General features: G+C 38.6%; 17 protein-coding genes. 8 read left to right on the forward strand and 9 right to left on the reverse strand.

The features are described from left to right. Positions 1-525 precede the first annotated feature (525 nt). Positions 526-1,026: a TIGR00725 family protein gene (locus P9B04_RS14990; protein ID WP_342055814.1), complete on the forward strand. Its 501-nt coding sequence runs from the start codon at positions 526-528 to the stop codon at positions 1,024-1,026. 35 nt (positions 1,027-1,061) lie between these two features. Further along, a complete protein-coding gene (locus tag P9B04_RS14995) occupies positions 1,062-1,517 on the forward strand; it encodes a DUF29 domain-containing protein (protein WP_342055792.1) in 456 nt (151 codons plus the stop codon). A 7-nt stretch (positions 1,518-1,524) separates the two neighbouring features. Here P9B04_RS14995 and sodX read toward each other — a convergent pair whose 3' ends face one another. Then, positions 1,525-1,869, reverse strand: coding sequence for a nickel-type superoxide dismutase maturation protease (gene sodX, locus P9B04_RS15000; RefSeq protein ID WP_342055793.1), 345 nt, complete (start codon positions 1,867-1,869; stop codon positions 1,525-1,527). 30 nt (positions 1,870-1,899) lie between these two features. Further along, on the reverse strand, positions 1,900-2,379 hold the full coding sequence (gene sodN / locus P9B04_RS15005) for a superoxide dismutase, Ni (protein ID WP_342055794.1): 480 nt from the start codon (positions 2,377-2,379) through the stop codon (positions 1,900-1,902). A 402-nt stretch (positions 2,380-2,781) separates the two neighbouring features. Between sodN and P9B04_RS15010 the strand changes: the two genes are divergently transcribed. The 3 genes from P9B04_RS15010 (at position 2,782) to P9B04_RS15020 (ending at position 6,445) form a co-directional block, all read left to right on the forward strand. Next, positions 2,782-3,639, forward strand: a complete 858-nt coding sequence (locus tag P9B04_RS15010; RefSeq protein ID WP_342055795.1) for a 3'(2'),5'-bisphosphate nucleotidase CysQ family protein — start codon at positions 2,782-2,784, stop codon at positions 3,637-3,639. 281 nt (positions 3,640-3,920) lie between these two features. Continuing rightward, complete coding sequence (locus tag P9B04_RS15015; RefSeq protein WP_342055796.1) at positions 3,921-5,261, forward strand: TldD/PmbA family protein; 1,341 nt, start codon at positions 3,921-3,923, stop codon at positions 5,259-5,261. A 296-nt stretch (positions 5,262-5,557) separates the two neighbouring features. After that, on the forward strand, positions 5,558-6,445 hold the full coding sequence (locus P9B04_RS15020) for an alpha/beta hydrolase (RefSeq protein WP_342055797.1): 888 nt from the start codon (positions 5,558-5,560) through the stop codon (positions 6,443-6,445). A 10-nt stretch (positions 6,446-6,455) separates the two neighbouring features. Here P9B04_RS15020 and P9B04_RS15025 read toward each other — a convergent pair whose 3' ends face one another. The 5 genes from P9B04_RS15025 to P9B04_RS15045 all read right to left on the reverse strand — a co-directional run bounded on the left by P9B04_RS15025 (position 6,456) and on the right by P9B04_RS15045 (position 14,040). Continuing rightward, the gene (locus tag P9B04_RS15025; protein ID WP_342055798.1) at positions 6,456-7,655 is read right to left on the reverse strand and encodes a glutathione S-transferase family protein; all 1,200 of its coding nucleotides are present in this window, start codon (positions 7,653-7,655) and stop codon (positions 6,456-6,458) included. 87 nt (positions 7,656-7,742) lie between these two features. Further along, complete coding sequence (locus P9B04_RS15030; RefSeq protein WP_342055799.1) at positions 7,743-8,054, reverse strand: GTPase; 312 nt, start codon at positions 8,052-8,054, stop codon at positions 7,743-7,745. A gap of 138 nt (positions 8,055-8,192) precedes the next feature. Continuing rightward, positions 8,193-9,782 (reverse strand): NAD(P)H-quinone oxidoreductase subunit N, encoded by a 1,590-nt coding sequence (locus P9B04_RS15035; protein ID WP_342055800.1) that lies wholly within the window; start codon positions 9,780-9,782, stop codon positions 8,193-8,195. Between the two features lie 209 nt (positions 9,783-9,991). After that, positions 9,992-10,288: an RNA recognition motif domain-containing protein gene (locus P9B04_RS15040; protein WP_342055801.1), complete on the reverse strand. Its 297-nt coding sequence runs from the start codon at positions 10,286-10,288 to the stop codon at positions 9,992-9,994. Between the two features lie 218 nt (positions 10,289-10,506). Then, positions 10,507-14,040 carry a WD40 domain-containing protein gene (locus tag P9B04_RS15045; protein WP_342055802.1) on the reverse strand — a complete coding sequence of 1,178 codons (3,534 nt, stop codon included), beginning with the start codon at positions 14,038-14,040 and terminating at the stop codon, positions 10,507-10,509. Between the two features lie 162 nt (positions 14,041-14,202). Here P9B04_RS15045 and P9B04_RS15050 point away from each other — a divergent pair, with 162 nt between their 5' ends. Beyond that, positions 14,203-15,765, forward strand: a complete 1,563-nt coding sequence (locus P9B04_RS15050) for a hypothetical protein (RefSeq protein ID WP_342055803.1) — start codon at positions 14,203-14,205, stop codon at positions 15,763-15,765. A gap of 7 nt (positions 15,766-15,772) precedes the next feature. Here P9B04_RS15050 and P9B04_RS15055 read toward each other — a convergent pair whose 3' ends face one another. Further along, positions 15,773-16,321: a hypothetical protein gene (locus P9B04_RS15055; protein WP_342055804.1), complete on the reverse strand. Its 549-nt coding sequence runs from the start codon at positions 16,319-16,321 to the stop codon at positions 15,773-15,775. A gap of 71 nt (positions 16,322-16,392) precedes the next feature. Beyond that, positions 16,393-17,901: a 4-alpha-glucanotransferase gene (gene malQ, locus P9B04_RS15060; protein ID WP_342055805.1), complete on the reverse strand. Its 1,509-nt coding sequence runs from the start codon at positions 17,899-17,901 to the stop codon at positions 16,393-16,395. Positions 17,902-18,334: 433 nt separating this feature from the next. On the opposite strand from malQ, the gene P9B04_RS15065 reads away from it, so the two are divergent. Both P9B04_RS15065 and P9B04_RS15070 read left to right on the forward strand, forming a co-directional pair. After that, positions 18,335-18,886: a photosystem I assembly protein Ycf4 gene (locus P9B04_RS15065; RefSeq protein WP_342055815.1), complete on the forward strand. Its 552-nt coding sequence runs from the start codon at positions 18,335-18,337 to the stop codon at positions 18,884-18,886. Between the two features lie 36 nt (positions 18,887-18,922). Then, positions 18,923-19,663, forward strand: a complete 741-nt coding sequence (locus P9B04_RS15070) for a peptidylprolyl isomerase (RefSeq protein WP_342055806.1) — start codon at positions 18,923-18,925, stop codon at positions 19,661-19,663. The last annotated feature ends 62 nt before the right edge of the window (positions 19,664-19,725 follow it).

A 19,725-nucleotide genomic window follows, 5' to 3' on the forward strand; every position in this document is an offset into this window, starting at 1 on the left:
TCTTTGTCCCCTAACTTTCGGCGAGTCCCCCCAGACTTTTTGAGAAGCTTCTAAAATCAAATGTACAGTTCATAAACTTTTATTAAGAATTGTTTCAGTAATTACACACGTACTATACCGAAAAAGAAAAAATTATAAACAATAAAAGTGTACTATTTTTGATTTGGGGAAATTTGACCTCTATTTTTGTTGTTTGAAATGTAGAATAGGGAACCTGAGTTCAGAATTAAAGCGTTTGAAACTCCTAAAATTCACTGATTTTCTATAAATTTTTTTATGTCGAACTCAGGTTAAATTAGGGTCAAAAGTGATATAATTCACTATGATAGTGAAGCACAAACTTCTAAAAATGTCAATTAAGGTTTATTTAACGCCAATTCTCTGGTTAAAAAAGATTCAACTCCCAACACCGAACTCAGGTTGTTATTGTAGAGTAATATTTTTTCCCCCCTTGCCTTCTTAATATCATTATCTACTTTCTAAAGCAGATTTAGTTGGTATAGGATACAAAAATGAAAAAAAAAGATTATTGGAGTTATGGGACCGGGAGATTTAGCAACAGAAACAGATATTAAAAATGCTTACGAATTAGGAAAATTAATTGCCCAAGAATACTGGATATTACTGACAGGAGGGCGAAATGTTGGGGTAATGGATGCAGCCAATAAAGGAGCAAAGGAAGCAGGAGGATTAACCCTTGGCATTTTACCATCAAATAATAGTCAAAATATTTCTTCTGCTGTGGATATTGCTATTATTACTGATATGGGAAACGCTAGAAATAATATCAATGTTTTATCTTCTCATGTTATCGTTGCCTGTGGAATTGGGTTAGGAACCGTATCAGAAATAGCCTTAGCATTAAAGAATAGAAAACCAGTTATTTTATTAAGTAAACATCTAGAGAGTCAACAATTTTTCCAAAGTTTATCCCCTGATTTAACCTTTATTGCAAGGGATACCGAACAAACAATTAAGTTAATCAAACAAATTCTTCACAATCAAAACCAAAATCGTGAGTTATAATAATACTTGAATTCAAGAATAAATATCTAGTAATCATGTCTTTATCAACTATTAATGAACTTAAAGAACTATATGAGATTGATGATTATTTATGGATAATGGAAACAGTTAAACTTTTAAAAGACAAGCGGTTCGATGAATTAGATTTAGAAAACTTAATTGAGGAATTAGAGGATTTGGGTAGTGAAAAAAGACATAAAGTAGAAAGTTTATTAGAACAGATTGTCCGTCACCTACTTTTGTTAGAATATTGGCATAATGAACATGAGCGAAATCATCGACATTGGTGCGCAGAAGTTATTGGATTTCGCAACCAACTGAATGATCGCATGACAAAAAACTTTCATAATTATCTTAATGAAAATCTCTCAACCATTTATAAAAAAGCCCGTAAATATGTCTCAGTTAAATCGGGATTAGAAACATTCCCTAAAGAATGTCCTTACACTCTAGAAGAACTATTAAACGAAGACTGGTTCCCGAAAAAATGAATCAAAATTAGAGAAACTTACTGGTTACTTTGCCAATAATTCCTTGCAAACTCACCAAACCAAAAGACCGACTATCATCACTCTCTAAACTATTTTCTCCCATCAAAAAACAATTACCATTATCATCAACTTTTACCACCCGTTTGATGATTCTTAAATTAGGTTGCTGGGGATGCCAAGCAACGATTAAATCACCAATTTCTGGTAGAAAACGGTGGTAGGCATTTGTATCAACAAGCACTTCTTCTCCTGCTTCTAAAATAGGAAACATGGAGTTTCCTGTCACGGAAAACCGTTGACGCAACCGAAATAACCAAAGTAGCAATTCTCGATAGTTGCTTGTTGGGAGCAAAATTTAGCCTACCACCTTGAATTAAACAATCTAACTAGCTTTTACCCAAGCTACATCACGTCCTTTAGTTTCCCAGAAGACTTTGTGAATTTTCTCAACTTCCATGAGTAATTGGTTAGCATGAGCTTGGTTTACTTCAACTTTACAAGAAGAGCAAAGCTTGGCGGCTTTCCAGAACATATCATGGAGATTGGGGTATTTTTCCAGGTGTACAGGCTTAAAATAGTCAGTCCAGAGGATTAATAACTCTTCTTTTGTTTTCTGCGCTTGCTCTTCCTTAACAGCGATATAACGGGATAAGGTGTTGTGATAGGCAACAGTAGCAGCTTTGTCATCGGGGGAAGGGACATGAGCTTCTAAATCTGCAATTTTCTTGGTCATAGATGATACTGCTTCGGCATAAACACGAGCAGAAGCGGGGTCATAGACACCACAAGGACCATCACAGTGCGCACTCACTTCTGGTGCAGGAAAATACTTTTTAATTTGACTAGCGATTCTGTTGAGCATGATGTTTTTAAGATATACCTATATCTGCGACAAAGAGGTTGGAAATTCTACGATATTTGGAGAATTTTCCAGGGGAAAACCTTTGCGATAATTTCCACGCTTTAGATCCTAACTTAAAATCGTCTATCTTTCATCTCTTGAAGACCTTAAATTTTCGGATGTTTTTATTCAATCATTATTCCAATTTTTTTCGCATCCACAATATCATTTGTGCGTTCATTAGTCAAGCTCGGTATAATAAAATCTTGTGGTTTGGTAAAGCAAAGACCAACAATAAATCAAAAAAACAGACTGTTAGTGTAATCTTTTCTACCTTGCAATAATTATGCAAATCACCATTTTAATCGAGACGATATAAGGATAAAATTAGGAAAATGCTATCATCAAGGTACTAGCTTGGACATGACGCAAACCCAAAAATTAGAAGAAATCGAAGCAATTACCCGCTCTGTTGGTTGGGGGGCTGCTAAAATTCTCAGTTCCTATTACCGAGGAGAACAGGATTTAGAGGTTAATGAGGACAAAAAAGATGGTCCTGTTACTGCAGCGGACATAGCCGCTAACCATTACATCTTAGAGCATTTACAAAAGGTTTTTCCTGAAGACACCTTCGGTTATTTGAGTGAAGAAACCCACCAAGGCACAGAACCTATCGATAAAGACTGGGTTTGGATTATTGATCCTCTTGATGGTACCAGGGATTTTATCGATAAAACAGGTGAATACGCCTTACACATTGCCTTAGCATATCAAGGCCGCCCGATGGTAGCAGTGGTTGCCATTCCTGAAGCACAAAAAATTTATTATGCTAGTAAAGGAAACGGTACTTTTGTGGAAACCCCCGACGGAACCGTTACCCCTATCAAAGTATCCGACAGAAATCAACTTGAGGAGTTATATTTAGTAGTTAGTCGTACCCATAGAGATGACCGATTTCAGGCGTTAATCGATGCTTTACCTCTAAAAGACCGCATTTATATGGGCAGTGTCGGAGGGAAAATTTGTACTTTATTGGAAAAAACTTCTGATATTTATATCTCCTTATCCGGTAAATCTGCCGCTAAAGATTGGGATTTTGCTGCACCAGAATTAATCTTAACCGAGGCAGGAGGAAAATTTACCCACGAAAACGGAGATCCCTTGATTTATAACCGAGGAGATGTGCGTCAATGGGGATGTTTAATCGCTAGTAATGGTCATTGTCATCAAGCTTTGTGCGAACAAGCAACCCAACTTTTAGCTAAAATCGATAAGGGTTAACTAACAATTGAACTAGGCAATAGGTGAAAATTAATCCCTGTTGCCTACGTATTTAATACATCAATAAGAGACTGAATTTAATATGATATCTCATACTTTTTTAGATTGGATTACAGTTTTTATCTACATCGGGTTTACCAGCATAATTATATGGGCTGTTTGCTTTAAGAAATAAGCCAAAATTCATGCTAAAAGTTATTTACCTTGAAAAACCAAAAGAGAATAAGATATAATAGTTTAAGAGAAAATTAAAAATATTATTTTAAGTCCATAAAATAGCAATGCTTAATACAGAAACCATCGCCAAATATGCTCAAAGTAGCGCAGAAAAGCTAAACATTAATAAGTACGACATTTATGGTTCTTCCATCGATGAAACTAGCGTCGAAGTGGATAATGGAGAACCCAAACAAGTCCAAGCATCAAACCGCTCTAGCGTTATTGTTCGCGTATGGAATGAGAAGGGAACTGTAGGAGTTACAAGCACCACTGATTTAGACGAACTAGGGATAAAACTTGCCCTGGAAACAGCAAAAGAAGCCAGCACTTTTGGTAATAAGGACAACCCCCCAGACTTCAGTCCTCAAGCCCAAGATAGTATCGAAAATATTGCAGATGAAATCGTAGAAGCAGCTCCTGTTCCTACCTTAATTGATACATTAATCAAAGCAGAAACAAAGCTCTTACAAGCTCATCCCGCCATCAAAGGAGTTCCCTACAATGGGTTATCCCAAGAGGACATAAAAAGATTCTATCTCAACAGCGAAGGTTCCCTACGTCAAGAAGCCCGTTCCTACTCGGTTATCTATCTTTATAGTCGAGCAGAAGAAGAAGGAAAAAAACCCAGGGGTGCTAGTTCGGTAAAAATTAGTCGAGGGCTAGAAACCTTAGACGTTGATGGTTGTTTAAAAGAAGTCACAGAAAAAACAATCAGCCATATCAATTATCGAACCATTCCATCAGGAAAATACACCGTTGTTTTTTCTCCCAAAGCCTTTTTGAGTTTAATTGGTGCCTTTTCTAATCTGTTTAATGCTCAGAATATCTTAGATAAACAAAGTCTTTCTGACTTAGAATCTTTAGGAAAAGAACTCGCTTCTCCCTTACTTTGTCTGTGCGATAACGCTCTCCATCCCGAGAATATTGGGGCAGAAACCTTCGATGGAGAAGGAACTCCTACCCGTGCAGTTGAATTGATTAAAGACGGGGTTTTGACAGGATTATTACACAGTTCGGGAACTGCTAAAAGAATGAACGCCCAACCTACCGGAAACGCGAATATTGGGGCAAAGGTTACAGTGGGTTCCCATTTCTATCACGTCTTCTCCAACCATCAAGCAGATCCTCAATATAACCTAGACGAAGGAGAAAACCTTATTTTTATCGACCAATTACAAGCCCTCCATGCCGGAGTAAATTCCCTACAGGGTTCTTTCTCTTTGCCATTCGATGGTTGGTTAGTCAATAAAGGGGAATTAACCAGTATTGACGCAGCTACCGTTGCAGGAGATTATCTCACCTTATTGAAGTCCATTATCTGTGTGGAATCAAAAGCAGAGGTTACTCCTGGGGGCGTGTGTCCGAGAGTTTGGGTAAGAGATTTGTCCATCACAGGAGAGTAATTCAAAATCTCTTCTAAACTAGTTATTTCAACTAAAACTCAAATCTTGCACCTTCGATAAAACTGGCTAGTTTGTAAGCGTTCAGCTATCAGCTATCAGTCATCAGTTGAAACATATCAATCTCTATCATCTGCTGTGAGTGAGATTAAACATAAGCTTAACGCTTTTATCTCTTAGTTAAAAGCCGAACGCTGTGCGATAACGCCGGAACGGAGTGAGGAACTGCTTGCTAATTTAAGTTTTTATGTATTGGTGCAAGATGTCAGTAAAACGTAAAACGCGAGGATAATTCTTGAATGACTATTGACCTTTTTTTAAAAGGATTACTGAGTGGTGTTGGTGTGGGAGTGACGCTTTATCTATTTGCTTGTGTTGCTCTCATTTTCGGTCAAAAGCGACTCATTTTTAAACCCTACTTTCCTATCAACACAACTCCTGCTGATTTGGGAATGCAGTACGAAGATGTTTGGTTGTCCGTAAAAAATCCTCAAGGTAAAACGGAACGGATACATGGGTGGTGGATTCAATCCCATACCTATCCAGAAAAAGTTCTATTATATCTGCACGGGGTTGGGGGAAACGTTAGCTGCAACTTAGGCACAATCCAGACCTATTATAATCAAGGATATTCAGTTCTGATTATTGATTATCGGGGTTATGGTCTTAGCGAAGGGAAATTCCCCACGGAAGCACAAATCTACAGCGATTCTCAAGTAGCGTGGGACTATTTGATCAAAGAACGTCAAATTAAACCCCAAAACATCTTTATCTATGGTCATTCTATGGGGGGTGCCGTTGCTATAGATTTAGTGGTTAGTCAACCCCAGGCAGCCGGTCTTATTGTGGAAGGTTCTTTTACCTCTATGGTAGACATGGCCAACTGTTCGGGTTTCTTTTATAGATTGTTTCCCCACCAGTTATTGGTGCATCAACGGTTTGATTCTTTGCAGAAATTATCCTCGCTAAAAGTCCCTTTATTATTAATTCATGGAACCGATGATCGCACCGTTCCTTACACCATGAGTAAAACTCTCTTTCAAGAAGCTAAGGTTCCCAAAAAAATACTCTTAGTCGAAGATGCTGATCATGTTAATGTTAGCCAGGTTGCACCGCAAAAATACGTCCAAATTTTACAAGAATTTGAACGTTTAGTTACCCAAAATCAAAAACAATTGACCCTATAATTTTATTCAACTAGGCAAAATTGGTGGGATCTTGATCCCGTCGATGTTTAACTGGAATGGGGACTCCCTGGCGATCGCCAACTAAACTAGCGGTGGTTTCTAGTGCTTCCCTTAAACGTTTTCCTGCATAGATGGACATATCCCGTGGGACATTAATTCTGTCCCGTAAATACCGTAAGGCAACATCTGAACCTTTTGGGGGTTGACAAGTTTCCTCTGTCATCAGAGTCGTCAATGCACAACGTAAAGCTTCATCCACCATTGCATCCTTTCCAGGGTTAACCCGAACGATATTATCACGATGTTTGAGGACTCGTTGCAAGGCCTCTTGACGGGAGTTTGAGGGTTCACCATACATCACATCGGGTAAACCGAACCAGGAACCGTTATCTACACGATTTTGATTAATTTTTGTTTGTTCGTCCCCATTTTCATAGCATCCACCCATTTGTGGTGGTAAGTCATGAACATGGGTATGAAAGTCGCTTTGAGTTCCTCGATAGGTGGGACGGGTTTCCATTGCATCAAACCACCCACTAAAACCTTCATTTTCTTCTCGCAGGGAATAGCCTTTATAGTAATATAAGCTGGCGTTCATGCGCTCTACGTAGGGGGTGAAAATCACATCTACTATGCCAAAATCCTCCAAAAAATAGGGACTTGGGGTATCTGCTAAAGCTTTTTCTACCATCTCGACTACCTGAACAAATTGTTCACGGTTTTTCTGTTCTTGTCTCTTTGACCAGGTAGGATAACATAACCATCCACACCAGGCCCGAAATAGTAACCTTTCTAACTGTCGTAGGGGAATAACCTTGGGATCTTTCATGCTATGAGTCAAGGGGCCAAAGGTTGCTTCTAGGGACTGTAAAATATCATCGCTTTCAGTGATTATCTCTCCGTCCAATTCTAAAGCTGGTAACATCCCAGATGGGACAACTTTTTTATACCACCTTTCTTTTTCTCCGTAGCAAAACATAGTAACTTTTTTGATACGGTAGGGAATTTGTTTTTCTTCTAACCATAACCAGACTTTTTGACAGTAGGGACACCAAGCATGGTTATCACGGTAAAGGGTGACTCTAATATCCCTTTCTTGATGACCAAAAAGCCTTAAAATTGCTTGGGAATTGGTCGGTCCATTAGTATTATCTATGGTCCAGTGGGTTAGGTTTTCTAGTTCTGTCCAGCTTAAAGGTGATGTGGTCATTTTATGTGATGATTAAAGTATTTTTTATATTAGCTAATGATAGATGCTCTAGTGGAATTCTTGGGATCAATTAATCCCTATGTAAAACTATTGAATAGTTTCTTGCAATTTTTTAATTAATTGTTCTGCGCTTTCCAGTTTATTTAATTCCTCCTTACTAATGAGTTCGGAGAGCTTGTTATCTGTGTCACTGGCTAGAACAATAGGGTAGTCTCGTGTTTGCTGATATTTTTTTTCAAACTCATCTTTATGTAAAAATTCTAATTCGTTCCTAGAGGACTCCCTATATGCTTTCCATTCTTGATTTTCTTTTAATATGCCATAAGTAATTCCACAAAGATTACACTCATAGGTATCGGGACTAACGATTTTATGTCCGATATCTAGAACAGTATTCATCAGACCACTATTTGCGTTATAAACAAAAACAATCTTCATTTTATTTACCTTATAGACTATTTTTTGATAGAGACCAGTAACACAGTGAACAATAGATTTAACCAATAACTGTTCACTGATAACTGATAACTAATTAAACTATTCTACCTCCATTGTTTCACCACTTGCACCAATGGTAGAAGAAGGGGTTTTTACTTGGGAAATACGAGTATTGACCACCGATGATTGCAAAATAGGGGTGCTAATCACAGAATCATTGGCGAGAGTAAACAGAGGGTTAGATAAAATACCTGCCAAAGAAGTAGCAATAACCGATAACACTAAACCAACTTGCAAAGGACGCATTCCCTGTAAATTCCAGCTAATTTCGGGATAGTTTTTCACAGAATCGGACATTTCGTGAGGTTCTTTAACCACCATCATTTTAACAACACGAATGTAATAGTAAATAGAAATTACACTGGCAACCAAAGCTAGTATTACTAGTCCGTAGAGTTCAGCTTGCCAACCGGCCCAGAACAGATAAATCTTGCCAAAAAATCCAGCTAAGGGGGGAATACCGCCTAAAGATAGTAAGCAAAGGCTTAAACCTAAAGTTAATAGAGGGTCTTTTTGATAAAGTCCTGCATATTCACTAATTTGGTCAGTTCCAGTACGGAGGGAGAAAAGAATAACCCCACTGAACGCCCCTAGGTTCATGAACAGATAGATTAGTAAGTAGAACACCATGCTAGAGTATCCTGCATCGCTTCCGGCGGTTAAACCGATCATTACAAAACCAGCTTGGCCGATGGAAGAGTAGGCTAACATCCGTTTCATACTGGTTTGTGCCAAGGCTACCACATTACCTAATACCATACTGAGGATAGCTAAGGCAGTGAAGATTAAATGCCATTGATCCACAATAGAAGAGAATGCTGTCACCAGTAAACGAATGGCTAAGGCAAACCCAGCAGCCTTTGATCCCACCGATAAAAAAGCCACTACAGGGGTGGGGGAACCTTCGTAAACATCGGGTGTCCATTGGTGGAAAGGAACGGCAGAAATTTTAAAGGCGATACCAGCAATAACGAATACTAAAGCGATCGCTAATCCCAAAGAAGAATTACTGTCGCTGGTTAAAATTTGTTCTGAGATAGTATTTAAGGTGGTTTCCCCTCCCGATAGGCCGTACAACAAAGAACTACCATAGAGGAAAATAGCCGAACTCGATGCCCCAATCAAAAGATATTTTAAAGCTGCTTCGTTGGAACGAGGATCTCGCTTCATATATCCTGTCATCAAGTAAGATGAGATACTCAGCATCTCCAAAGAGACAAAAATCATCACCAACTCGTTAGCGCCGGAGAGAAACATTCCCCCCAAAGTTGCTGTTAACATAATGGCGATGAACTCAGCCAAAGATGTTCCCGTCTGTTCCACGTAGCGAATCGACATCAAAAGGGTGACAATGGTGGATAAGGCGATAATTCCTCGGAAGACGATACTTAAATTGTCTCCATTAAACGCCCCAAGAAATCCCACTGTCTCAGGGCTATCCCAAGCCCGATAGAGGGTAAACAAAGCGGCTAATAAACCAGCGATCGCCCCGTAGGGTAGCCACGTTCGGGCGTTGCGACCTCCAATGAGGTCCCCAATGAGAACCAACATTAAGGTAATGATAACAATTCCTTCTGGTAGGATTGTTCCCGCATTCAGTTGACTGGCAATGTTACTAGAAAAGTCCATAGGTTAGTTGATAACAAGATTTTCGCAAAAAGACACTATTACATTTAGCATAAAAGAGGGTAATCTCATCTAATTGAGACCACTGCCCCCTTAAATATTATATGGGACGAACTCAAATCCTTTGTTTTGATCATAAAAAAACGCGCCTTCTCTAGGATTGAAAGCGCGATAAATCAAAAAACTATAAATGCTTTTTACACAAGATTCTACTAGGAAAAACTTCTCTGCTTAGGAAATCCTCCAGAACCACCACGGCCAGAGTTTTCACGAGGTTTTGCTTTGTTTACTTTCATTTGTCTCCCTAGCCACTCAGCCCCATCTAAGGTTTCGATGGCGACATTTTCTTCGTCATCGTTTTCCATGTCCACAAAACCGAATCCTCTGGGTCTTCCGGTTTCACGATCTGTGGGAAGGGATACCCGTTTAACGGTACCGTACTCTTTGAAAACTTCTGTCAAATCATCAGAGGTTACATCATACGATATATTGCCTACATAAATTGTCATGGCTTGTCTCCAAAATAAATTAGAAGGTTACGAGAAAATCGACTGAAATTTCGGAAACCCACCAGGCGATGTAGACAGGAACGAACCAATTACTAATCATAACCAATGCTGAAACCGAACTCGAAAAATTCTCAATCTCCTATACATTAGCATAGCCTGACACGCTTGGGCAGTGTATTCCCCTATATTTTGTTACAAAATGAAATATTAATATTCAGTTAAGGGTTTTTTGGCACGATTTCAGAAGAACAACTGGATAATTTTTGCTGTTCTTCGGGACGGGTAATTAAATAATCTTTTAACCAATAACATCCTTGTTCTAATAGGGAATTTAAGCGAGCAAATTCTGATTCTAGAGGCCATATTTTTACTGTACCATCCCTAGCAACTGTTAATATAGTTCGATTATCTGCAGTAAATTCTAGGGTTTCGAGGGATTCTTGATGACCTTTCATTTTTGTGTGTAATCTTCCTTCTTGATCCCACAATCTCACCGTTCCATCCTGAGATGCGGTAATAATATATTCGCCATCGGGACTAAAACTTACGCGAGAAATGGGAAACAAATCGCTTTTTAATACGGTTATTAATTCTCCTTTTCTGTCCCATAATTTAATGGTACTATCTTCAGATGCGGTGACTACATATTGGTCATTTGGACTAAAATCTAACCAATTAACAGCTTCTGTATGTCCAGAAAATGATTGTTCTAATCTACCTTCTAAATCCCATATTTTTACAGTTTTATCTACAGAAGCCGTGGCAAGTTTTTGATCATTTTTGCTAAAAACAATATGATTAACACTCTCTTCGTGAGCTTGAAAGTTTTGGATAAATTTATCTTGTTTTTGAGTTAAATCCCACAAACTAACCTGCCCTGAACGATTAGCAGTAGCTAACATTTTACTATCAGAACTAAAAGCAATGCTATAAATTCGTGCATTACTACTTTTAAATTCTCCTAATGCTTGCCCTTTTAAACTCCATAAATTAACCTTGCCATTATCATCGGTTGTAGCGATTATTTTACCATCGGGGGACAAACTAATAGTATTAATCCCACTCCTATTTGCTAAAAATTCTTGTAACTTTTCCCCTTGTAAATTCCAAATAGAAATCCTGCCGTTTTCATTGGCGATGGCTAATTTTTTCCCATCCTTAGAAAAGTCTGCGCTGGTGACATTAGTATCTAAGGTATCAAAGCCATTGTTGAGAGTTTGTTGATTAAGAACCCACAGTTTAACAGTTCCGTCGCTGGATGCGGTGGCTAATTGGTTCCCTGGGACATCTAAGGTAACATCAAAAACAGGATCTTGGTGACCTTTAAAGATATGGACTTCTTGTCCTTGTTTACTCCAAAGTCTTGCGGTTCCATCACTCGAACCACTAATTATCCATTGACCATCCCGAGTAAATACGACGCTATTGACGAATCCTTGATGACCGTTGAGAGTTGTGATTAAATTTCCCTGTTGGTCCCAAATTTTGACGGTTTTATCTTTAGCCCCTGCGGCAATGTGTTGACCATCGGGACTAAAACTAACGCTGTAAAAAGACAAGTCCTTATCTTTTAGTTTTGAACCTTCATCTTTTAGTGTTTTAAGCAGATTACCTTGATTATCCCATAATTTAACAGTTCCATCCCGTGAAGCTGTTGCGATTTGTTGACTGTCTGCGCTAAAAGCTACGTCATCGACTGATTTCAGATGACCTTCTAATACCATTACTAGATTCCCTTCTCGATCCCAAATTTTAGCCGTTCGGTCCGATGAGGTGGTGGCTAGGCGTTGACCATCTGGGCTAAAGTTGACGCTATAAACTGAGGCAGTATGGCCTTTGAGGACTGCTAGTTGTTTTCCCTCTAAGTCCCAAATTCTGGCGGTGTCGTCCTGGGCTGCAGTAGCAAGGGTTCGACTATCGGGGCTGAAAGTTACCCCATAAATATTGCCTTCGTGACCTCTTAATATAGCTTGTTGTTCCCCTTGTCGGTTCCATAAACGAACAGTTCCATCACTGGAAGCAGTAGCTATCCAGCGACCATCGGGACTAAAGTTAACACTATTTACTGCATCTTGATGACCGATTAATTTATTTTTTTCTTGGATGCTGTTGATAATTTGTTCCAGGGCGGAAATGGGGCTGGTGGCGGGATAATTTTCTAGAAGTCTCTGATCGTTGACAATTTTTATTAATTCTTGATTAGCTTCTATTGCTGATACTAAACCGTCTAGTTGTTCAAATTCAAATTGTCTCCAGGCACTATCTCCGATGCGTTCTAATTGGGTTCCTAGTTGGGCTTCTTTTTGCTTTTCAAAGGCAACCCACATTTGAGTCAAGGCCATGGCTGCACTTACTACCGAAACGGCTAAAATACCCACACCTGAACGTATCATACGTTGTGCTTTCTGGTTAGCTGCGGTTAAAATATCGTTGGCTTGTTGTTGGGCTTTGAGATTGACTTTTGCCTCCCGTTTATCTAAGTTTTGACTCTCGGTTAAAAACTTATAATCGAGATTACTTAGACTTTTGTCCATAGACCAATTTAGGGCATCTTCTAGAGCTTTTCCTCTTAACAAACGGGAGTTATCTTCGTAATTAGAGTTTACCCAAGCGGTCAACATTTCAGAATAGGGCCTAATTTTTTCTAATTCTTTTTTGATCCATTTTTGATTAAAAACGGATTGATAAATTTTATTATAAACTACTAACTGACTATTTCTTTTGACCACTAATCCAGATAATCTTAATTCTGTTTGTTCAGGACTTTCATCACTTTTTAAAAAACCCTGTTGCAAAATTTGTTGATACATTCCTAACAGTCTTCCTGCTTTTTTTTCATTCCTAGAAATTCGTTCTCGAATAGTTTTTAGGTGAACAGGTTCGTCATGAGATTCCCAATTTTCAATAATAAATTCTTTAATAATTTTATCTACCCACTCTTCCTCTTGATCATCGGGAATAATATTTCCTTGGGTTAATAACAAATCACAAATTTTTTGGGTTAAAAATGGTTGTCCCCCTGTCCAGTTTAAAATTGCAGTAAGAACCCGTTGTGGATAATTGCTAATCGGCATTAAACCAGGAGATAAAGGTGCTATCTCTTCTGCAGTAAACCCGGTTAATTCGATAGGGAAACCAATGTTAAAAGGGGTTTGGGTTTTATCTTCAATTAAATCCGTTGGGGTGGCAACTCCGAAGAGAGAAAACACCAATCTATTAAATTTAGGATTCTCTGCCCTTTGATTATAAAAGAACCGAATCACAGAAAAAAAATCATCTAAAGAAAAATTTAGGCTAAGAACTTTGTCAATTTCATCGATAAAAATATAAACCTTTTCTCCAGGAGAATTAACTAATAATACTTCCTCTAAAAATTCACTAAATTTTTGAATCCCTGATAACTCGTCTCGTTCTCTAAGCCAAACTTTTAAGTTAACTTTTCCAATTAAATTAAAACCTAAAAATAATTGCGTAATGATGCCACTGTACCATTGTTTCTGACTAACATCGCTTCCCAAACTGGTAATATCAACAGAAGCACAACTCATTCCTTGCTTCTGTAGTTGGTGCATAGCGCGTACTCTTAAACTTGATTTCCCCATTTGACGGGAGTTAAAAATATAGCAAAACTTACCGTTTTTTAGGGCTGCTAAAAGAGCTTTATCTGCTTGTCTTTCTACATAAGTAGGATGATCAAAACCCAGACTTCCACCTACTTTATAGTTAGAGGATTTTTGAATATTTGTCGTCATTCTTAATATGGGTTAGTTAGAGAGTGTGAGAAGAAACAGAAAAATTATAATAATATTTTCTTCCATTTTACTATAAAACATAAATGTTTAGACTTCCTAGACAGATGAGAAAGTTCCTTTATAATAGGTTTAGCAAATTTTTTTAAGGGGTGTGATTCTTCTATGACCATAAAACAACTGTCTCCGGGATCTCCAAAAAAATTTTTTCGTCCTCGTTTATGGTTCGAACAAATTATGGCTTTGATCATTTTATTCAACTATGTTTTAGTCATCTTTGATTTAAGTTACATTCCACTACGGGATTTTTGGTTACAAGGTAGGGTGCAACTCTATATAAAAATTGGCACATTTGAAAGAGAAATTCCTAAACCTCCTTTAAGAGTAATTCCCAGTTCTCTTTCGCAATTAATTACGCAATACGATATCATTAAAGGAATAGAACCCTATAGAGATACGGCGCAATATCTAGACAGAGTAGAAGATTTAAACGAAGCAGTTAATCAGCTTATCAGTCAACAAGCCTTTACAGATTCTAACCTCATAGAAAGTCAAGCATCTCAACAAAATATTGATAAAATATTGGCTGATCTTCGTAGAAGAAGTGTCAGGATGGTTGAAAATAATCCCTTTTTAGTTGCTAATAAAACAGGAACCTTAGAAAGAATTAAAAATAAAATGCGAGAACACGTTTTAGATGATGAGGATGCTTCTGCAAAAGATGCTTTTGAGAAGTTTTGGAGTGCTGATAATTTTCAAGAAAATGGCTGGCGAAATGAGCTTAATTTTTTCGACGAACAAATCAAACCTTTGATTGCGACAAATTACTTTCGCCCCGTAGGAGAAAATGGAGAACCTGTTAACAATTTTGGATTAATCGATTTCCCTTTTTTCCTATTATTTTTAACAGAGTTTTTAGCACGATCTTGGTTTATTAGTCGTCGTCATACAGGGGTTAGTTGGTTTGATGCTATGTTATGGCGTTGGTACGACATTTTCTTAATTATTCCTCTGTTTCGTTTCTTAAGAATTGTTCCTCTAACTATTCGTTTGGATCAAGCAAAACTGATTAACTTGAAAGCAATTAAGAGACAAGCTAGTCAAGGTTTCGTAGCAGGAATTGCTCAAGATATTACAGAAGTCGTCATTCTTCAAGTAGTCAATCAAGTTCAAGGAACTATTAAAGATGGAACGGTTCGCGACATCCTAGTTAAACAAAATAATACCCAATATGTTGACATTAATGATGTTAATGAAACCTCGGAATTAGTTAAGCTAATGGCTAATTTGATCATCAATAAAGTGATTCCCGAAATTCGTCCCGAAGCAGAACAATTTTTACGTTATAATATAGATAAGGCTTTGACCCAAACCCCTGCATATCAAGGCTTGGAAAACCTACCAGGGATAAAAGTAATGCAATCCCAACTAACAGAAAGACTAGTTTCTCAACTGTATCAAGGGGTATCCGGTGGACTGCAAGGATTGTTAATAGAAGATCCAGAATTTGACCAATTATTAGAAAAGTTGGTTGAAAAATTTAGTGGATCTTTAGGTAGCGAATTACAAGCAGAACATAGTATTGACCAAATTGAATCTTTACTCAATGATTTATTGGAAGAAATTAAAATAAACTATATCCAAAATCTCTCCCAAGAAAACATAGAGAATGTTTTAGAACAAACAAGGGCCCTGCGCCAAGATACAAAATTGAATTACTATGAATAATCTGTGTTTATTGCCACTGATAATAACCGACCAATCCCAAAGTGAACCCACCCAAACAAACCAAAACTAACGTAGGGACTACTAACCATTGAGAATATCCCAGTTTTTGTAGCTCTAATTTACCTAAAATTGCAGCAGAAAATAACAAAAGAATGCGAGAAAAATCCCCAATCCAACGAAGCATTACAACCACAATAAACGACCATAACAAAACTGCTATAATGGCTTTTAAATCCGATTGAAAGCTCCTCCCAAAAAGAATCGTAACTACAGCAACTGGTGCAGCTAAACTTGCGGTAATAACGATGACAACTCCACTAGCTAAAAAATGAAGCAATAAAAAGATGGTTTCCTGTTTCAAAAACCATCCCCAAGCGTCCCCTTGGTTAGCTAACCAATGACTCCAGGTAATAGCAGAACTAGCCACATACCAGCCAAAACTGCCGTAAGTTAATACAACAATCGCTAAACAAAATAGAGGAAAACTAATCAGCTTCCCTGCACTTTCTTTGCTATTAATATAGCCTTTAGGGGAAAAACCCATAGGTAAACCCATCCTCTCAGGTAACGAATAACAAAGATTTCACCCACCCTGGCTACGTCTTTGTTCCTTTACCATTCTAGACATTAAGACGGTAGCCTACCGTATAATTCGGTTATATAACGTAAATATTCCGTTAGTTCTGGGGTCAACATTTCATGACGATACCGCCATCCCCAGTTACCAGCAGCTAAACCAGGGGTGTTCATACGACAATTACTTTCTAAGCCGAGAATATCTTGTAAGGGAAATACCGCTTGATTAGCTACAGAAGCCATTGCACAAGCAATCAGAGTCCAGTGTATCCCTTTTGGAGAAATCCCCCCCAAATAGTCGGTAACTCTAGCTTTTTCCTCAAAATTCCGTTCTGCAAACCAGCCTATAGTAGTATTGTTGTCGTGGGTTCCGGTATAAACCACACAGTTGCGATTGTAGTAATTGTAGGGCAAGAAAGGATTAGAGCGATCCGAGTCAAAAGCAAAGTGTAGTAACTTCATTCCTGGGAACTCGTATCTATCCCGTAAAGCTTCCACCTCCGGAGTAATTACCCCTAAATCTTCCGCAACGATGGGTAGGGTTCCCAAAGTTTCCTTGAGACGGGCAAAAAAGGCATCTCCTGGGGCTTTTAACCATTGCCCATTCATAGCGGTCTTTTCTCCTTTGGGAACCGCCCAGTAGCCTTCAAAACCTCGGAAATGGTCAATTCTCACTACATCGTAATATTCCAGAGTAGCCTTAAACCGTTCAATCCACCAACTAAAGCCAGTTTCTTGTACTCTTTGCCAATTGTAGACAGGATTTCCCCACAATTGCCCAGTTTCGCTAAAATAATCTGGAGGAACCCCTGCCATTAAGTTCACTTCTAGGGTATTGGGGTCAACACGGAAATTATCTACGTGGGACCAGACATCTGCACCATCGTAAGCGACATAAATAGGAATGTCTCCAAAAATCTTAACGTTGCGATCGTTGGCGTATTTTTTTACCCGCTTCCACTGACGCACAAACTCAAACTGCACAAACTTATGGTAGAAAATAGCTTCTGCATACTTGCCACGATAAGTATCTAGAGCGTGGGGTTCCCGTTTAGCAATATCTCGCTCCCATTCGGGCCATGCTTTTTTGGGATTATCGTCGTGAATAGCCATAAATAGGGCATAATCATCTAACCAATAGGTATTACAACGACAGAATTCTTCAAACTCTCCCCTTAATTCGTGGAAATTCCCATTTTTGAAAGTGTCACTGGCTTTTTTCAGTAAAGGTAACTTATGCTCCACCACTAAATCGTAATCTACTGTATCATCAGGTAGATCAGGATAAGCATCTAAGTCAGCTTGGGTAAGTAACCCATCTCCATAGAGAATATCAGGACTAATCAATAAAGGATTGCCAGCAAAAGCGGAATAGGATAGATAAGGAGAATTGCCAAATCCCGTAGGGCCTAAAGGTAATACTTGCCATAATGTTTGACCACTAGCTGCTAAAAAGTCAATGAAGCGATAGGGGCCTTCTCCTAAGTCACCAATCCCAAAGCGACTCGGTAAAGAGGTTGGGTGCAACAATATCCCACTAGCTCTTTGATAAAATGTCATGAATTCTTATGCCTTGTCTGAGGTGTAATCATACTCTGCAAACAGTATTATAAGACATTCATGAATATTGAATGGTCTGGGGTTTGAGCCTTTGTAATACTTCTTAATAGATAAAACTAGATTTTACTAAGATTAGAAATGCTAATTTTTTAAAATGATATACTTAGTTAAAGGATTATTTGTCCTTATACAATCAGGACAAACTGTCAAGATTCTCAACAACAAGCAATTCAAACCCAAAGCTTGGTAAAAGTTAGTTCAGAAAAGCTTGTTCATAAATCATTTTTATTCACATCTTTCACCTTTAGATATTCGCAATTCAAAAAAGTTCATCAAAGTTCGGTTTTGGAGAGAAAGAACAAAAAGCTATGGTGCCTGAAATGATACAATGCGATAGATAATAATTATGAAAAAGCGAACAAAGGCAACGGCCATGACAAGCGATCGCCTCATTTTTCGTCAAGACGTTCTCGGTTCTCGTCGCTTCAGCAATTACTGGTGGGCAGTGGTCTCCTCCATTGGTGGAATTGGCTTTCTTTTAGCAGGTATTTCCAGTTATTTGCACACCAACCTCCTCATTGTTAGCGATACCTCATCTCTGCAATTTATTCCTCAAGGAGTCGCTCTACTTTTCTACGGAATAGCAGGTTCTCTGGTGGCCTTTTACCAATGGTTTACAGTGATCTTAGATATTGGCGGTGGTTACAATGAATTCAACAAACAAACCAACAAAGTAATAATTTTTCGTTGGGGGTTTCCTGGCAAAAACCGTCGAATTGAGTTTACTTGTCCTTTAGAAGATGTGCAAGCAGTTAAGGCCGACATCCAAGAAGGATTAAACACCAAAAGAAAACTCTATCTACGGGTTAAACAAAGACGAGACGTTCCTTTAACCCGCGTTGGCCAACCAGTATCCCTTTCTCAACTAGAAAACGAAGGAGCGCAACTGGCAAGCTTCTTAGGAGTACCCCTCGAAGGATTGTAACAGCAGACTGAAAAATCCATAACTGAGAAAATATCTATGAGAAACCCGAAAAAATCCTGGTTAACCACCTTAACCTGTGTTGTCCTCATCTTTGGATTGATGATAACCGGATGTTCTAACGTCCCCGATAACACCGATATTGCCTCCAGTTCTGAAAATACTGAAATTCAACAAGCAAGTGAATCTAGTATAGAAACTTCTGTTCCCAGATTAGAAGGGAACGCAGTGGTGGAAATGACCATTAATGGTTCCCCTGTCACCATCGAAGTTAAAGGAGAAGATGCTCCCATCACCGCAGGAAACTTCGTGGATCTCGTCGAAAGGGGTTTTTACAATGGTTTGAGTTTCCATCGCGTGCTTAAAGATCCCACCCCTTTTGTAGCTCAAGGAGGAGATCCTCAAGGGACAGGAATGGGGGGATTTGTTGACCCAGAAACTCAACAAGAACGACGTATACCCCTAGAAATTAAGCTACAAGGGGAAGAAAAACCGACCTATAGCAAGGCATTGGGACAACAGGGGAATAAAACTGCCATGTCTCAGCCGGTAGCTCTGAAACACGAACGAGGAGCCGTTGCTATGGCTCGTTCAAGAATGCCCGATTCCGCTTCCTCTCAATTCTATTTTGCCCTATCGGATCTAGAATTTCTCAATGGAGACTATGCTGTATTTGGAGAGGTTACTCAAGGAATGGATGTGGTGGACAACATTGAACAAGGCGATCTCATTGATTCGGCTAAAGTAGTTTCCGGTTTAGAAAATCTGAAGAAAGAATAATATTTTTTTCTTAACCTCATAATAACGCTCTCGATGATAATTTAAGCTAAAATCGAGGGCAG

The organism is Crocosphaera sp. Alani8 (assembly GCF_038442745.1).
In the GTDB taxonomy this organism is placed as follows: Bacteria; Cyanobacteriota; Cyanobacteriia; order Cyanobacteriales; family Microcystaceae; genus Crocosphaera.

Coding starts and splice junctions, on each gene's coding strand:
- P9B04_RS14995 (WP_342055792.1), top strand. CDS start 1,062: ATGTCTTTATCAACTATTAATGAACTTAAAGAACTATATGAGATTGAT.
- sodN (WP_342055794.1), bottom strand. CDS start 2,379: ATGCTCAACAGAATCGCTAGTCAAATTAAAAAGTATTTTCCTGCACCA.
- P9B04_RS15010 (WP_342055795.1), top strand. CDS start 2,782: ATGACGCAAACCCAAAAATTAGAAGAAATCGAAGCAATTACCCGCTCT.
- P9B04_RS15015 (WP_342055796.1), top strand. CDS start 3,921: ATGCTTAATACAGAAACCATCGCCAAATATGCTCAAAGTAGCGCAGAA.
- P9B04_RS15020 (WP_342055797.1), top strand. CDS start 5,558: ATGACTATTGACCTTTTTTTAAAAGGATTACTGAGTGGTGTTGGTGTG.
- P9B04_RS15025 (WP_342055798.1), bottom strand. CDS start 7,655: ATGACCACATCACCTTTAAGCTGGACAGAACTAGAAAACCTAACCCAC.
- P9B04_RS15030 (WP_342055799.1), bottom strand. CDS start 8,054: ATGAATACTGTTCTAGATATCGGACATAAAATCGTTAGTCCCGATACC.
- P9B04_RS15035 (WP_342055800.1), bottom strand. CDS start 9,782: ATGGACTTTTCTAGTAACATTGCCAGTCAACTGAATGCGGGAACAATC.
- P9B04_RS15040 (WP_342055801.1), bottom strand. CDS start 10,288: ATGACAATTTATGTAGGCAATATATCGTATGATGTAACCTCTGATGAT.
- P9B04_RS15045 (WP_342055802.1), bottom strand. CDS start 14,040: ATGACGACAAATATTCAAAAATCCTCTAACTATAAAGTAGGTGGAAGT.
- P9B04_RS15050 (WP_342055803.1), top strand. CDS start 14,203: ATGACCATAAAACAACTGTCTCCGGGATCTCCAAAAAAATTTTTTCGT.
- P9B04_RS15055 (WP_342055804.1), bottom strand. CDS start 16,321: ATGGGTTTACCTATGGGTTTTTCCCCTAAAGGCTATATTAATAGCAAA.
- malQ (WP_342055805.1), bottom strand. CDS start 17,901: ATGACATTTTATCAAAGAGCTAGTGGGATATTGTTGCACCCAACCTCT.
- P9B04_RS15065 (WP_342055815.1), top strand. CDS start 18,335: ATGACAAGCGATCGCCTCATTTTTCGTCAAGACGTTCTCGGTTCTCGT.
- P9B04_RS15070 (WP_342055806.1), top strand. CDS start 18,923: ATGAGAAACCCGAAAAAATCCTGGTTAACCACCTTAACCTGTGTTGTC.